The following is a 15091-nucleotide window of genomic DNA, read 5'->3' on the forward strand; positions in this document are numbered from 1 at the left end:
CCGTGAGCTATTATTTAAGAAACATGATTTTGGGTAATCAGTAGTATTACTGATTTAAATGATAGTGATATATCAAACGTTGGCGATAATATTCGGTTATATAATGAAACGTTTGACGAGTAGCCCTAAAAAACGCTAGTTTGTTTAGTATTATTACTGTTGAGGCTGATTATTTTTGATGACAAATACCACTAAAATATCTTTTGAAGACCTAGTGACGGAACAATCCGACGCATTAATTGGCTCGCCTCCCAAAGATTTTGACATGACTTGGCAAAGAATCGCGCACTCTGTATTAGATTGGTTTGACATTGATAGAGTCACGCTTTTTCCCAACTCAATGATCATGCTAAACGACGGAAAGACCGTTACTATCGCTCGTGAGGGAGTTCCAGAGCTCAACCCTCAAAGTTTTATCAGTGGCAACTACCTCGACTATCTAAAACAGCTCAGAACCAAAAAACGTTGGCTGACATTTAGCGAACAAGATATGAGTGACCACAAGATATCCGTCCTCAGAACACTGTATACGGAAGGTGGGCGTTGGCATGGCATCATCCCTCTGAAACTGTTTGGTCAAGATTGGGGGGCGCTATCCTTTTCCAGATTTAACAATGAGTTATCGCCACTATCAGATCAAGACATGAAACGTCTCAAACTTATTTGTGATATTTGGCTGTGTTATTGGCAGCACTCAACAATGGCTCGAAACCTAAAACAAGACAAAGCGACTAATGCAAATGAAGGTGAGAAGCTTCTTCTATTATCACCTAAGCAGTGCTCTGTATTAACACTGCTCGCTCAAGGGTTTACCGCAAAACAGTGTGCAGAAAAGCTATTCTTAAGCCCCCGAACCATCGAATCTCATAAATATCGTATGATCGACATATTAGAGCTTGAGAACAATACAGAACTCATTCAGTTCGCACTTCGTAATGGCCTAGGAATCGAACAATAACCTTCCTAACTATACTAACACTTCCAACATTCTACTAAGTAGGACGCCTGTTACTTCCAAATAATAGGCGTTATTTCCGTAATACTACTGATTACAAAAGCAAGCTCATAAATTAATTTAAAGTATCAGTAAACCTATTATCTCAATATGTTTCTAATGACTATCAGCCCTTCATTTGATAAAAGTGCAAACGTCGCGGCATATAATAAGGTTTGCTTCCCAATTACTTTCTTGGAGCTTATCTATGTTAATCAAAAATGTTCTTGTTACTGGGGCCTCATCAGGTATTGGCAAAGATCTGGTCATTGCGCTACTCAAGCAAGGTCACACCGTTTACTGCGGTGCTAGACGCGTTGAAAACATGCACGATTTGAGAATATTGGGAGCACACGTTTTAGAGATCGATGTCCGTGATGAAGAGCAGGTAAATGCTGCTGTAACCCAAATGATCTCAGAAGTAGGCAATATTGATATTGTTTATTCTAATGCTGGTTACCCAATCGCAGGCCCTGTTGAAGAAACACCGATAGAAAAAGTACACGCCCTCTTCGATACTAACGTTTACGGCGCTGCGCGTGTTGCAAGAGCTGTATTACCTCACATGCGAGAAAGAAACCAAGGCCGCATCATTTTTACTACCTCTATTGCTGCGCGTGTCTCCACCAGCATGAACTCTTGGTACTCCGCGACAAAACATGCATTAAACGGCATGGCAAAAGGACTATCTCAAGAAGTCGCCGACTTTAATATTCAAATCTCAACGATTGAACCGGGTTGTGTGCAAACAGAGCTTGATGCAATCCAACTACGGGATATGAAAGAAACCAATCAGCTTTCGGCTTATAAAGTGATCGTCGACAAATCTCATCAATTCTTACACGACGCGTATAGAAAAGGGGCAACGCCAGAATCAACCGTAAACCACATGCTAAAAGCAGGGTTTGATTCAAAACCCAAGCTTAGTTACCAAACCACACTAGACGCAAAGCTAATGACTTTCGTACAGCGAGTAATCGGTGAAAAAGCGCTAGGCTCTATATTTCTAAAACTGATCAAGCGCACGTCAATTTAAACTCGATAATACTTGAGCACTTAGCTTGAACACTTAAATTGCTAGCTGAATGGGAACATGGAGCTACCTTCAGCTAATATTCGGATGCCCGCATTCATCCTCGAACCTACTTCCCCAAGGTTATCTACCGTTCCATTTCTCTTACCTGTCTTTTTCTTTTCCTTTTTCTAGAAAGTTGGCTCTTAGCAAAACCAACACGCACTTATACCGTAATTCTACGGTTTAGCTTCACGTTCACGCCCCATACACTGCACGGTGGTTTGAAGCAGTGCAACGTTCACAACTGCATATTGCTCTCATGACCATTAGTAAACGAAATCAAATTCAATCATTTTATTTAGAACACTTTCGGAGATGTTGTGGCGAGTAACCTTTCACAATCAAGAGACACATGGGGATCAAAGCTAGGCTTTGTAATGGCAGCGGCAGGTTCTGCTGTGGGCCTTGGGAATATTTGGAAATTCCCCTATACCGCAGGTGAGAGCGGTGGCGGCGCCTTCGTTCTTATCTACTTAGCCTTTGTCATTTTCATTGGCTTTAGTGTCATGCTAACGGAATTTGCTATCGGTCGACATACACAAAAATCAGCCGTGGGTGCATTTAAAGCGACTGATCGACGCTGGACATTTACCGGCGTAATAAGCGTGGTAAGTGGACTGCTAATTATGGGGTTTTACCCGGTTGTCGGTGGCTGGTCTATCGCTTACATCTATAAAATTGCCACAGGCTTACTCAACACTCCCCAACTAATAGGGGAAAACTTTACTGGCTTCATTTCTACACCAGTAGAGCCTTTAATGTGGATGAGTGTCTATCTCTTTTTGAATGTACTTATCGTCATGAAAGGTATTTCTGGCGGCATTGAAAAAGCAGGCAAGATCCTAATGCCAATGTTGTTCATGATCTTGGTGATCGTATCGATAAAAGGATTATCATTACCGGGTTCAAGCGCTGGCCTTAAGTTCTTATTTAGCCCTGACTTTTCTAAAGTAGACAGCAACGTTGTGCTTGCAGCACTCGGACAAGCCTTCTTCTCTTTAAGCCTAGCAACAGGTTGTATGATCACATACGGTAGCTACCTAGAGAAAAAAGAGAACCTAGTACAAACGACGGCGATGGTCGTTGCTATGGACAGTGGCGTTGCTCTACTGGCTGGTATCGCAATGTTCCCTGCAATGTTTGCATTTGGCATGGAGCCTGCTGCTGGCCCTGGCTTAGTTTTTGTTGTTGTACCTCAGCTGTTTGCAGAAATGGGTGGCGTGATCGGCTTACTATTCGCACTACTTTTCTTTGTAGGCCTTAGTGTTGCAGCACTCACTTCTTCTGTATCTCTTTTAGAGGTTGCGGTCTCGTACTTAATCGATGAGAAACAGATGACACGCTTTAAAGCGGTACTGGTATCAAGCATTACGATGATCAGTATGTGTGTACTCTCTTCACTGTCACTGGGAGGTATTGGCCCTAAGTTATTCGATACCGGCGTGTTCGATATCTTCGATCTATTGACTGACAAGATATTCTTAGCCGTTTGCGGCATGTTCATTTGTATCTTTGCAGGCTGGAGATTGAACAAAAAAGACCTAAAAAATGAGATCACCAACAATGGTGAAATTTCATTCCCTCTGTTTAACCTTTGGTACGGCTTAGTTAAATACATCATTCCTTTTGCAATCGCAATCGTTGCTTTTATGGGCGTGAAAGCTGGTTTTGACAGCGGCAAAGGCGAAGTCATGTTAATGGGTATCGCATTTATCGCGCTCACCGCGGTAATTTCTAAACGCTTCTAGAATCTGCGTCGACTTAAAGCGATGAATAACGAAAGCCTGTCATCAAACGACAGGCTTTATTTTTGGCTTTCTACTCACTCACCTACCCTTTAAATTCGCTCTAGATCATATTTTTCTCGACTAAAAATCATGACCCGTATTTTTACTGATTCACTCGGTTTAGTAGCTCCGTACCATTTCTCCACTCGTTCACTATTCTTGAGTGAACTCGCTCTAGCTTAATTTTTCATTACCCCTTTTAGGAAGCTTTATGAGTTTAATTAGCATGCCTTTCGTCGACACTGCGTTCGACACTGGCTTACACGTAGTAGCAGGACTGGTACTGGTTGGTACTGTTTTAGGCGCGTTATATGCGTTTTGGAAGTTCCATGAACTACCTATCCATCACGCAGATAAAAAGAAACATGGTCAAATGGGGTTAGTCACCATTCTCACCTGGATAGGCTTTATCTGGCACTGGGTTTGGGTGCTGGCCGTTATTATCGCTTTTGTCGACACGGAAAAGAGCATACGCCGCATTCGTCATATTTGGCATGAAACCGCACCAACTCAAACTACAAAGGCAGGAGAATAACGATGTTAGAGGGTTTAGCTGTTTGGGCTTTGTTTATTTATCTACTTCGCCTTGTTGGGGTGCCTTGGACAAAACCATTTAAAATGTTTGCTTATGGTGGTGGCTCTATCTGGCTTGTATTCGTATGGGTTGGCCTTATTACGTGGGCTCCGATGGATCTATCCGGCGGTTCCGTTGTGCAATCACCACATATTCAATTACGACCAGGTTCAACACGAGTAACGGGCAATATTGAAGCCCTTCACATCTCACCGAACAGTGAAATTAAAAAGGGCCAGTTGATTTACGAGCTCGACGATGACTCATACGTTATCGCCGTTAACAAAGCAGAAGCGCAACTAGCGATTGCTGAAATGGCTCATAAAGCAGCTTTACAAGATATCGATATCGCAAAGACAAACTACCGAGCTTCGCTTGAAGATATTGAGATAATCAAGAACCAGATATCTGCAGCAAAACAAGACCTGACGCTAAAACAACGCACGCTAAAGCGCTATGTCGACCAGAATGCAAAAGTTAAAAAAACGATTACAGAAAGCGTCCTTGATCAACAACGAACAGCCGTTGAAGTTGCAAAGAACCAGCTCACGATCATTGAGTCGCAATATCAGAAGTCAGAAATTACGGCAAATAAAAACCTAAACCTAATCGAGAAATCACAAATTTCCGAGATCAGTAAACAGGCCGATCTTCAAAACAAGAAAGCCGCTCTCGCTCAATCAGAATGGGATTTGGCACAAACAAAGATCTACGCACCAAGCAATGGTTATGTCACCAACTTTATGGCTCGTGAAGGTCAATTTGTTGGTGCTATGCCTCGACTAAAAATGTACAGCGATGAGAAGTTTGTCTTGATGAGAATTAACCATCAAGCATTTAGAAACATCAAAGTTGGCCAAGAAGCCGAGTTTGCTACCGCCATTTACCCGGGTAAAGTATTCAATGCTCACGTAGAAGGAATTGTTGAAGCGACAGGTGAGTCTCAAGGTTCTTTGCTTGCTCGTGAAACCAACGTGCGTGCAACAACAGGAAAGAACGTGATGAACAAGCACCACTTTGTTCGTCTGCGTATTACCGAACCTGAAGGCTACGACATTCCAGTCGGTGCCGTTGGACTAGCTTGGGTTAACGCAGAGAAACCAATTCCATTCTTGAATTTCTTGAATGTCATTCGCGGCATCATCATCCGAATGAAAGCTCAAATTTACTTCATATATAGCATGTAAGACCATGAATACATTTCATAAAATTTGTGATTTTGTAGATATTACGCATCGAAAAAAGAGTCAATTTATTCTACTTTCAGTATTCATTTACCTCATTTCACATTGCGCTAAGTAGTGTACTAACAGCTATATAACCATATTGGAAACTCAGCTACATCAAGGATGATGTGCCTCCCCTATAGGCTGCTGAGTTTCCATCCTTCTTGAAATCCGACTACGCGAGCTGAGCTTTAGGCTAATACTCGTGTCTAATTCATATTATTTCGCGAATTTTGAACATCTGAAATTTATGCAATACGGAAAAAATACTGAATATCTCCAACCACTCCTTCCTTACACTATCTGCAGTTTATTAATCCATGCCCTCAAGGCTAACCTGCAGGAAAAAAATGAAAAAAACTGCTCTCGCTTTACTTATCTTTTCAAATTTAGCCAATGCTAGTGGTCTATTGCTCCAAGAAGCTGTCACTGCTAATGCTGGTACTGCAGGGGCTGGTGACGGTGTCTATACTGAAACGGCGACTGCTGGCTACACCAACCCTGCAACCATGAGCCACATGGGCGAACAAAAAACAACCATTAACACGATGGCACTGTATCTCCAGATGGACTATACCGATGCATCTAAAGATAGCAGCCTCCTAAACACCCCAGATGGCGATGCAAGTGCAGATACTTTGATGCCATCGATTGGGATCTTCCATGTACGTCAAGTAACTGAAAGTACACACATCGGAATCAATTTTGGTGCGATTGGCGGTTCTTCTATTGAGTATGGTAATGACTGGGACGGCGCTAACCATTTGGATAAAGCGTTCATGTCGGCACTGCAGTTAAACCCAAATATCAGCTACCAACTGGATGACAACTGGTCGATCGCAGCTGGTGTGCAAATAAACTACGGTTTAATTGAAGTTAGTACGACTGGCTTTGAGTCTGATATGGGTACCGATTGGGCATTTGGGTACAATGCAGGAGCAATGTACAAAGCCGAGCAATGGGCTTTAGGTCTTAGTTACCGTTCGAAATTGATTCATGATTTTGATGACATCTCAGCCTCTCTGGTCAATGGTAGCAATGCGATTGTGGGTACTGAACTTGTTGTTCCAGCAATAACTGACATCAGTGCAAGCTACGACCTTAATGCTCAAGTAACTCTATTGTCTTCCATTCAATTCCACCAATGGAGCGAATTCTCAGAGACTCCCGTCTACAACGACACACTAAATTCAGCACCAGCTCTTCCACAAGCAATAGATCGTAACTGGGAAGATGTGTGGAAATTCGCAGTGGGCGTAGATTATCAGCTTAACTCTGACTGGGATCTTAAAGCTGGATTCTCTTACGAAACTTCTCCGCAGGATGACCCAACGAAGCAATGGGTCGACTTACCTGTAGGTGAGCAATACCGTTATTCACTGGGTGCAAGTACATATTGGAACTCAACTCGTGTCGATATTTTCTATGAATACGCAGACTTTGGCACGATGGAAATTGACCGTTCCAGCAAGTCATATACTCAGATTCAAGGTGAATTTGAAGGAAGCATCCACTTCGTTGGTGCAAACTTCACTTTCTAATGTTGCTCGCAGTAACTTCAAACGCTGAACTATCAAGTTCAGCGTTTTGTTATCAATATTAAAAGCGGTAATCAATACCAACCGAGGCGGTCACTTCTTCTGAAGTTTCATCAATGCCTCGCTCATTTTGAACAGAAATCACATCGTATTTAAATTCAAACATGATGTTGAAGTCTTTGTCTTTTACTTTGGTTTTGATGCCTTGCAGCCACATTAGGTTAGCAACCTGCATTTCAGCGCCACCGTATGACGAACCAAGATTAATATTAAATACCGAAAAGTGAGTATCGTTCCAAGGGTGTAATGCGTACATGTTAACAGAACCCAAATGCGCTTCTTCGTTGCCCTGCAGAGGAGCGCCTAATCCGTTCAATGTTGAGTACGCATCACCACCATCGACATAGGTATAGTTCAACGAAGGGAAAAACAAGGTGCCATCTTCACTACCTAACGGCAGCATATAACCTGTGGTGTACATGTTCGCTGCGTCTTTTAGTTGGTAAACATCTACATAAACACCACCAAAAGAATCAAAGTGAGCAGCTCTCAATCGCGCATTCTCTGACTGAGTGTAATATTCAGCGAAACCAACCGTCTGAGATATATCACTGGTGAGGCCTGAAGCACCACCACCAGCAAGGAGTTTAAGTTCGCCTTCATCATCTGAAAATACCGCCGCTCTCATGCTGCTGTTTCGAGGGTCAGCATCATGATACTCATGACTGTTTTTTTTAGAATTTTGCTCTGCAAATACCGAAGTTGAAGCCAAAACTAATGCTGTACTAATTAGAGAAAGAGAAGCGATTTTAATATTTTTCATTGTATACACCAAAACTGACACTTAAGAAGATGGTGCCACTATATTTAGATGACTATTTCCACGCTACTTATACGAAAAATAAGCATCACTTATTCCATCGATTAATAATGTTAAGCAGAGGATAGGGATATTATGTACAAAAAATATAATGAACAGGTGAACCTAAATTATCTACGCGTGTTTGATGCTATTTACATTCATAGAAGCACCAAGTTGGCTGCATCGGCATTGGGTATTAGCCAATCGGCGGTTAGCCAAACATTAGCAAAATTACGTGATTACACTGGCGACAAATTATTTTATTCAGCCAATGGTAAGTTACAGTCAACCCATAGAGCAGATGCTATTGGTCTAGGCCTAAATGAGCAACTCGATGCTCTAGACAATCGGATTTTTTCAGAACTTTTTGAAGATCCAAGTGAATTCAATGGTGAACTCACTATCGCAGTATCAAGCGTATTTCTTGAAGCAATGGCTACAGAATTAACGAGCTCGGTTGTGTTTAACTCATTTCCCAAAGCAAAACTGAATGTCACTACCTGGACAGATCGAACGCTCACCGATATACAAAATGGCGATGTCCATATTGGGTTGAATTTCGGTCCAATTGACACACCAAAATCTATCCGTTCCGTTGCTCTCACCTCTAGTGAACCCATTGTTATTATGAGGAAAAACCACCCATGGTCTGATGGGAATTTTAAATTGGAAGGTTTCAATAAATATCCAACGGGTGGCATTCTGGTTCCCGGGCTCACTGACTTCAACGCAATACTAGAGCGTCGAGCCCCTGAGTTTTTTAATTTTAAATATCGCTCTGCCAGTATGTCTGTTTTAACATGTCTCGCTGAACATTCTTACATTTTAGCGATTACCGAAACACTCTCTGCCTCAATGTGTCCTAATACGATTGATTGCATCCAACCTGCTTGGTTAAACGAGCTAGCGCCAGATCAAATGAGCCACTCTATTTACTACTTAGAGCGAAATCACAACCACCCTTTATACAGATTCTGTATCAATATTGTACGAACTTCTCTACAAGAGAAATTAGATACGTTAAAACTGAGAACCAAGATAAATACATAGTCATTGGGTATATTTACTGATTAAAAAACCTAAATTATATGATATGAGAATTAATTCTATGTCGAAGAATAACATTTATAAAAACATATAATGATTATCTTTTAAAAAACCTTTATTGCAGTATTTTTTCGGATCATTATTTATATTAATCCGATTAAGATAACACTCATAGATATAACTAAATTTAGTCACTCACTAATTAAGAGTATAGATTCAATGAAACGTGTAATCGTAACCCTCTCTATCGCGGCTTTGCTTTCGGGCTGCCAGGCAACTCAACGACAAAATGCCACCACCGGTGAAACCGAAACTAACTCAGCAACCAAAGGTGCTTTAGCCGGCATGTTAGCGGGCGCGGCAATCGGTGCTGCGACAGGAAATAGCTCTGACGCTCTGCGCGGTGCGGCTATTGGTGGAGTTGTAGGTGGAGGTGCAGGCTATTACATGGATAAACAGGAACAGGCACTACGTCAACAACTGGTAAGTTCTGGTGTACAGGTTAAACGTATCAACGACAAAGAGCTTCAGCTGGTGATGGAAAATGGCATTGGCTTTGACTCGGGATCATATCATTTGTCATCCGGCATTTACCCAACCTTAAACAGTGTCGCGCTTGTTCTTGGGGAATACCCAGATACACGCTTAGAAATCAAAGGACATACCGATAGCTCCGGCAACGATGCAAGTAACCAAACACTCTCAGAACAGCGCGCACAATCTGTTGGTAACTACCTTATCGGTCAGCAAGTTGCATCTGGTCGTGTCGTAACACAAGGTTACGGTGAGCGTTACCCTGTTTGCGGGAACGACACGAAAGCAGGCCGAGCCTGTAATCGCCGTGTTGAAATCAATATTTTGGCCTTGAATTAATCAATCACCAAAAGGAGCCTTAATATGTTCTTTAACCGTTTTCTCAAACCTTTCCTTGTGATTGGCGGCTTAGTTACAATGTACGCAGGGATTTATGCAATTAACCCTGAAACTGCGCTGCTTGATATGAACAACCTACCCTACGACTCTAACTATGTGTTTTTGTTCAGACACTGGGGAATCATGGTTGGGTTAATGGGATTCTTTATTGCAGCTTCAGCCTACGTACGCCGCTGGAGAGAATCAATCATCCTGTACTCGTTTCTCGAAAAGCTCTTTATGGTGTATCTGTTCGTTTCGAATTTTTTCAATCCAGAAACAGCACACTTGAACGCCAGTTTCATCCCGTTCGCCATTACAGACATCACCATCTGTACCTATACTCTTGGTTACTGGTACGAAAACTACAAGATCAGAAAAAATGTGAGCGCTTAGGCTAAGAAAAGCCTTGTTACTCAAAGACTGTTGTTCAAGCGCTCCACATATTGTCTAGGTGTCAGACCTCGATGTTTCTTAAACATCCGGTTAAAACTCGCGACGTTGGTATAGCCTAGCCTCGTCGCGACTTCTTCTATCGGCACTGAATACATCAAAAGCTCTACAGCCACGTTACTTAACGCATACCCCATAACGGTAGAAAAGTTGACACCTAATTTATGTAATCGACGTTGAAATTGCTGCTCAGATAAACCAAGTAAGCTTGATACTTTATGTAGCGTTGGGAGGCCGAAATGGCGACTGTAATTGATCATTTCATAGGCCACTTTATGCTCATCAGCGGCATCGGGCATGTTGAGATAATGATCTAAGTCATGAAAGTTCATCGCCAAGCTCATCTTGCCAACTGAAGGGGATTGGTTGATCGACAATCTCAAGTTGCTTGGTATCCAAATCTCAGTTCGTGGTTGTCCCCATTGAATGTTGCACCCAAAGTACTCTTGATAAAGTTGAGTGTTTTCTCGATAACCAGCTATAGACACAGCTGCAGGGGTAAAATCGTCTCCCAAGTAGCGCCTTAATATCTTCATCATAAAGATGGCGACTCGAATAGAATCATGGACTTTGCCCGCCTCGCTATAAGCTGGGTTGTCGTAACACCACTTGATAAATTTTCCAACTTGAGTGCCATAGAGAAAGGCGCCAGATTGCAAACAGTGCAGTCCAATGTTAACTCGGCGTATGCTTGAAGCCAGATCGCGTCCAGAGAAAAACCAATTAGAAAGAGGACCTAACCTTTCAATATCGACTCTATCGGCGAGTTTCAAAATAATATCGGAGTCACCAGTTTGGTGCTGAAGTAAGCCATACCATTTATCCACCTCACTAACAGGAATAAGATTCATCGGATTATTAAATACCGACCTGGGAATGCCTAATTGCTCGACATTCACGAGCTTATTGGTCATCGCATGTTGGTAAATACCTAAAATTCCTAATGCTCTTAAGAAGTTACAATTATTCATTAGCCACCATACTTAGAAGTCACCATTACAGATCAAATCATATTGGCATCATTATTAAAGTAATTGGTAAATTTTCAACCTCTAAATCTGATATCAATCACACTCGGCGCTCAATTTAACCTAGGGTTTATCAATGAGTTTAGTCAGTGTCCCATTTGTCGGAACCGGCGCAGATACCGCACTACACGTAGTGGCAGGCGTTGTGTTAATCGCAACCATCGCTGCTGCATGTTACGGCTTCTGGCGTGTGCATGAATTACCAATCAATAAGGCTCACAGTAAAGAGCATCAACAACTCGGTTTGATCACCGCATTAACATGGATTGGTTTTGTATGGCACTGGGTATGGGTACTAGCCGTTATCTTAGCCTTTGTTGACATGGAAAAAGCCATCATCAATCTAAGAGATACTTGGAAATCACCAGTAGCACCTAGGGACAAAGCAACTTCCGACAAGCAAGATGAGGAGAGCCAAGCATGTTAGAAGGCTTAGCAATTTGGGCACTGTTCATTTACTTACTCAGACTTGTTGGTATGCCTTGGAATAAAGGCACCAAGGCATTTGCATATCTCGGTGGTACATCGTGGTTACTATTTGTATGGGTTGGCCTACTCAACTTCACTCCGATGGATTTATCAGGAGGCTCTGTCGTTCAATCCCCACATATCCAATTACGTCCAGATTCAACTAATGTGTCGGGTAAGACCACCAAAGTCCACATCCACCCGAATCAAGATGTAACTGAAGGACAGCTAATTTATGAAATTGATGACACCAAATATGTCATCGCAAAAGACAAAGCTAGCGTTCAGCTTGAGTCTGCAGAGGTTGCGCTCGATACAGCACGCCAAGAAGTGAGCATTGCTAAAATAAGCTATCAATCGGCACTTGAAGACATCAAGGCTTCAGTCGCGCAGATAGAATCAGCAAAGACAGACTTAGTGCTGCAATCAAAGACGCTTGATCGTTACCAGAAGCAAAACAGTGTCGTAGAGCATACGATTACTGAAACTGACATCGACCAACAAACAGCGAAGGTAGACTTAGCGACACATAACGTCACCACATTAGAATCTCAGCTTAGCAAGAAAGAAGTCGATGCCGAGAATGCGAAATTAAACATCCACAAAGCTGAAACCAATGTGAACAAGAAACAGACTGAGGTCGATTCAGCGAAGGCAACATTAGCGCAAGCTCAGTGGGATCTTAACAGTACCAAAATCACTGCACCAACTGACGGCTTTGTGACGAACTTTATTCTTCGTGAAGGACAGCGTGTTTCGTTAATGCCTCGTATTCAGATGTATACCGAAGAAAAGTACGTACTGATGCGAGTCAATCACCAAGCGATTCGTAATATTAAAGTGGGGCAACCAGCAGAATTTGCAACAGCGGTATACCCGGGGAAAATATTTTCTGCAACGGTTGAGGGTATCGTTGAAGCGACGGGGGAAGCACAAGCGAGCTTGCTAGGTATAGATGAACAGGTACGTGTCACTACTGGTCGAAACGTTCAGAACAAGCACCACTTTGTTCGTTTAAAAATCGACGAAGCAGAGGGCTACGACATTCCAGTTGGTTCTGTCGGGTTAGCGTGGGTAAGCGGTGAGAAGCCGATCGGTTTTATGGCATTCCTAGACGTAATACGCGGAATAATCATTCGGATGAAGTCTCAGTTGTACTTCTTCTACTCTATCTAAACACCTTCATTGGTGAAAAAATACAAAGCCCGTGTGATCAGGTATCACACGGGCTTTCTCGTCACTTAAACCTAAAATGAGAGACTTTAAGCACAAAGAATAGCCAATAGCCAAAGAATTAGCTCTTCTTTCAACCATCACCAAATCACCACTAATTGCAAAGTGCATTTGCAAAACGCAAAAAAGAAGTACTGAAACGCGAATAAATAGCCCAAATACGCACCAAATTGCTATAAAACAACCAATAAACAAGATTATTAGAGTTGGCACACTAACTGCAATGTAACTATTGACCCTTCTTAAGCCGAGGGTCACCTAGCCAACTGACGTTGTTAGTGAACCTATTATTGTTCACGAAATATATAAGCCAATTGCGGTTATTGCGATTGGCTATTTTTTTACCTGCAGTTTGGTCAACCGCTCCCCTTTCGATACAGACACCCATTCAAACGCATAATAATCAACATTCATAGCCAACCCTAAGCAGCAGATACCCAATTCGATATAGAAAACGTTTTCTATTGATTTTTTTGAAATAAATAGAAAAAATAACCCTATGTTATATAAGACAATTAGTGCAATAACTGATTTTTGAGCACCTTTATTGACAAAATTAGCATTGACTACGTGATTTATATCACCATAATGCGCACGTTTGCCTGCAATACGGCGACCGTTAAATTTAATTTTGATCATTTGCGGAGGTAAAAAATGGCTGCTGATAATAACTACAGTCTAGGGCCGGTTCCTACATCGGCTAGGAAAGGAGTCGCTTCACTCACCATGGTAATGCTTGGGCTCACTTTCTTCTCTGCAAGTATGTGGACCGGTGGTTCACTCGGGACAGGCCTTTCATTCAACGATTTCTTCCTCGCCGTTCTCATCGGTAACCTAATTCTCGGTATTTACACTTCTTTTCTTGGCTACATCGGCTCATCTACTGGCCTCTCTACTCACCTTCTAGCTCGTTTCTCTTTCGGTACCAAAGGCTCATGGCTCCCTTCTGCTCTACTTGGCGGTACACAAGTCGGTTGGTTTGGAGTAGGTGTGGCAATGTTCGCGATTCCAGTACAAAAAGCGACTGGCATTGATACCAATACCCTGATTATAGTATCTGGCTTACTAATGACTGGAACCGTGTACTTCGGTATCAAAGCGCTCATGGTGCTTTCGGCGGTCGCCGTTCCTGCCATTGCCATTCTTGGTGGTTACTCAGTATTAACAGCAGTAGATAGCGTTGGCGGCTTAGAGCAGCTACAACTTATCAAACCAGAAACACCAATGGACTTCTCTATGGCCCTAGCAATGGTTGTCGGTTCGTTTGTAAGTGCGGGTACGTTGACTGCCGATTTCGTTCGCTTTGGTAAAAAGCCAGCAAGCGCAGTATTGATTACTATGGTCGCATTCTTTATCGGTAACTCACTGATGTTCATCTTTGGTGCTGCTGGCGCTGCCGCAACTGGCCAAGCTGACATTTCAGACGTCATGATCGCGCAGGGTCTACTTCTTCCAGCTATCATCGTGCTTGGCTTGAATATCTGGACGACCAATGAAAATGCACTTTATGCATCGGGTCTGGGTTTATCTAACATTACAGGCCGCTCAAGTACTACAATGTCTATCATTAACGGCATTATCGGTACGATTTTTGCGCTTTGGTTATACAACAACTTCGTAGGTTGGTTAACCTTTCTTTCGCTGGCAATCCCACCCATTGGTGGCGTAATCATCGCCGACTTCTTTGCGAATCGTAAACGTTACAAAGATTTTGCAAATGCAGAGTTCCAAACCGTTAACTGGGCTGGCATTATCGCGGTAGCAACAGGCGTAGCCGCTGGTCACTTTCTACCTGGCGTTGTTCCTTTAAACGCAGTATTAGGCGGTGCAATCAGTTACCTCGTGCTCAATCCTCTATTGAATAAAAAAGCTCTGAAATCTCAGGCCGCTTAAG

At 42.5% G+C, this 15091-nt stretch carries 15 protein-coding genes; 12 read left to right on the forward strand and 3 right to left on the reverse strand.

All coding sequences use genetic code 11. The features are described 5' to 3' along the window. Positions 1 to 178 precede the first annotated feature (178 nt). The 6 genes from AB8613_RS16445 (at position 179) to AB8613_RS16470 (ending at position 7197) form a co-directional block, all read left to right on the forward strand. On the forward strand, positions 179 to 958 hold the full coding sequence (locus tag AB8613_RS16445) for a response regulator transcription factor (protein WP_372385261.1): 780 nt from the start codon (positions 179 to 181) through the stop codon (positions 956 to 958). A 244-nt stretch (positions 959 to 1202) separates the two neighbouring features. Further along, entirely contained in the window at positions 1203 to 2030 is an 828-nt protein-coding gene (locus tag AB8613_RS16450; RefSeq protein WP_146492756.1) for an SDR family oxidoreductase, read from the forward strand. Positions 2031 to 2389: 359 nt separating this feature from the next. After that, on the forward strand, positions 2390 to 3817 hold the full coding sequence (locus AB8613_RS16455; RefSeq protein WP_372385262.1) for a sodium-dependent transporter: 1428 nt from the start codon (positions 2390 to 2392) through the stop codon (positions 3815 to 3817). Positions 3818 to 4067: 250 nt separating this feature from the next. Next, complete coding sequence (locus tag AB8613_RS16460; RefSeq protein WP_372385263.1) at positions 4068 to 4391, forward strand: MFS transporter; 324 nt, start codon at positions 4068 to 4070, stop codon at positions 4389 to 4391. Positions 4392 to 4393: 2 nt separating this feature from the next. Next, on the forward strand, positions 4394 to 5617 hold the full coding sequence (locus AB8613_RS16465; protein ID WP_061017574.1) for an HlyD family secretion protein: 1224 nt from the start codon (positions 4394 to 4396) through the stop codon (positions 5615 to 5617). Between the two features lie 389 nt (positions 5618 to 6006). After that, complete coding sequence (locus AB8613_RS16470) at positions 6007 to 7197, forward strand: OmpP1/FadL family transporter (protein ID WP_285953518.1); 1191 nt, start codon at positions 6007 to 6009, stop codon at positions 7195 to 7197. Positions 7198 to 7255: 58 nt separating this feature from the next. On the opposite strand, the gene AB8613_RS16475 is transcribed toward AB8613_RS16470, so the two are convergent. Then, positions 7256 to 8017 (reverse strand): hypothetical protein, encoded by a 762-nt coding sequence (locus AB8613_RS16475; protein WP_372385264.1) that lies wholly within the window; start codon positions 8015 to 8017, stop codon positions 7256 to 7258. A 132-nt stretch (positions 8018 to 8149) separates the two neighbouring features. Between AB8613_RS16475 and AB8613_RS16480 the strand changes: the two genes are divergently transcribed. The 3 genes from AB8613_RS16480 (at position 8150) to AB8613_RS16490 (ending at position 10411) form a co-directional block, all read left to right on the forward strand. Further along, a complete protein-coding gene (locus AB8613_RS16480; RefSeq protein WP_327784452.1) occupies positions 8150 to 9106 on the forward strand; it encodes a LysR family transcriptional regulator in 957 nt (318 codons plus the stop codon). Between the two features lie 216 nt (positions 9107 to 9322). Next, positions 9323 to 9976 (forward strand): OmpA family protein, encoded by a 654-nt coding sequence (locus tag AB8613_RS16485; protein ID WP_372385265.1) that lies wholly within the window; start codon positions 9323 to 9325, stop codon positions 9974 to 9976. A gap of 24 nt (positions 9977 to 10000) precedes the next feature. Next, positions 10001 to 10411 carry a hypothetical protein gene (locus AB8613_RS16490; protein WP_060981647.1) on the forward strand — a complete coding sequence of 137 codons (411 nt, stop codon included), beginning with the start codon at positions 10001 to 10003 and terminating at the stop codon, positions 10409 to 10411. Between the two features lie 20 nt (positions 10412 to 10431). Here AB8613_RS16490 and AB8613_RS16495 read toward each other — a convergent pair whose 3' ends face one another. Continuing rightward, entirely contained in the window at positions 10432 to 11439 is a 1008-nt protein-coding gene (locus AB8613_RS16495) for an AraC family transcriptional regulator (protein WP_146492748.1), read from the reverse strand. Positions 11440 to 11572: 133 nt separating this feature from the next. Between AB8613_RS16495 and AB8613_RS16500 the strand changes: the two genes are divergently transcribed. Both AB8613_RS16500 and AB8613_RS16505 read left to right on the forward strand, forming a co-directional pair. Beyond that, entirely contained in the window at positions 11573 to 11923 is a 351-nt protein-coding gene (locus AB8613_RS16500) for an MFS transporter (protein WP_146492747.1), read from the forward strand. Then, positions 11917 to 13140, forward strand: a complete 1224-nt coding sequence (locus AB8613_RS16505; protein WP_146492746.1) for an HlyD family secretion protein — start codon at positions 11917 to 11919, stop codon at positions 13138 to 13140. Before AB8613_RS16500 ends, AB8613_RS16505 begins: the two co-directional genes overlap by 7 nt. A 390-nt stretch (positions 13141 to 13530) precedes the next feature. On the opposite strand, the gene AB8613_RS16510 is transcribed toward AB8613_RS16505, so the two are convergent. Beyond that, positions 13531 to 13836 carry a hypothetical protein gene (locus AB8613_RS16510; protein WP_327784453.1) on the reverse strand — a complete coding sequence of 102 codons (306 nt, stop codon included), beginning with the start codon at positions 13834 to 13836 and terminating at the stop codon, positions 13531 to 13533. 15 nt (positions 13837 to 13851) lie between these two features. Here AB8613_RS16510 and codB point away from each other — a divergent pair, with 15 nt between their 5' ends. Continuing rightward, entirely contained in the window at positions 13852 to 15090 is a 1239-nt protein-coding gene (codB, locus tag AB8613_RS16515) for a cytosine permease (RefSeq protein ID WP_060981651.1), read from the forward strand. The last annotated feature ends 1 nt before the right edge of the window (position 15091 follow it).

Origin of the sequence: Vibrio sp. BS-M-Sm-2 (assembly GCF_041504345.1) — a bacterium.
In the GTDB taxonomy this organism is placed as follows: domain Bacteria; phylum Pseudomonadota; class Gammaproteobacteria; order Enterobacterales; family Vibrionaceae; genus Vibrio; species Vibrio satsumensis.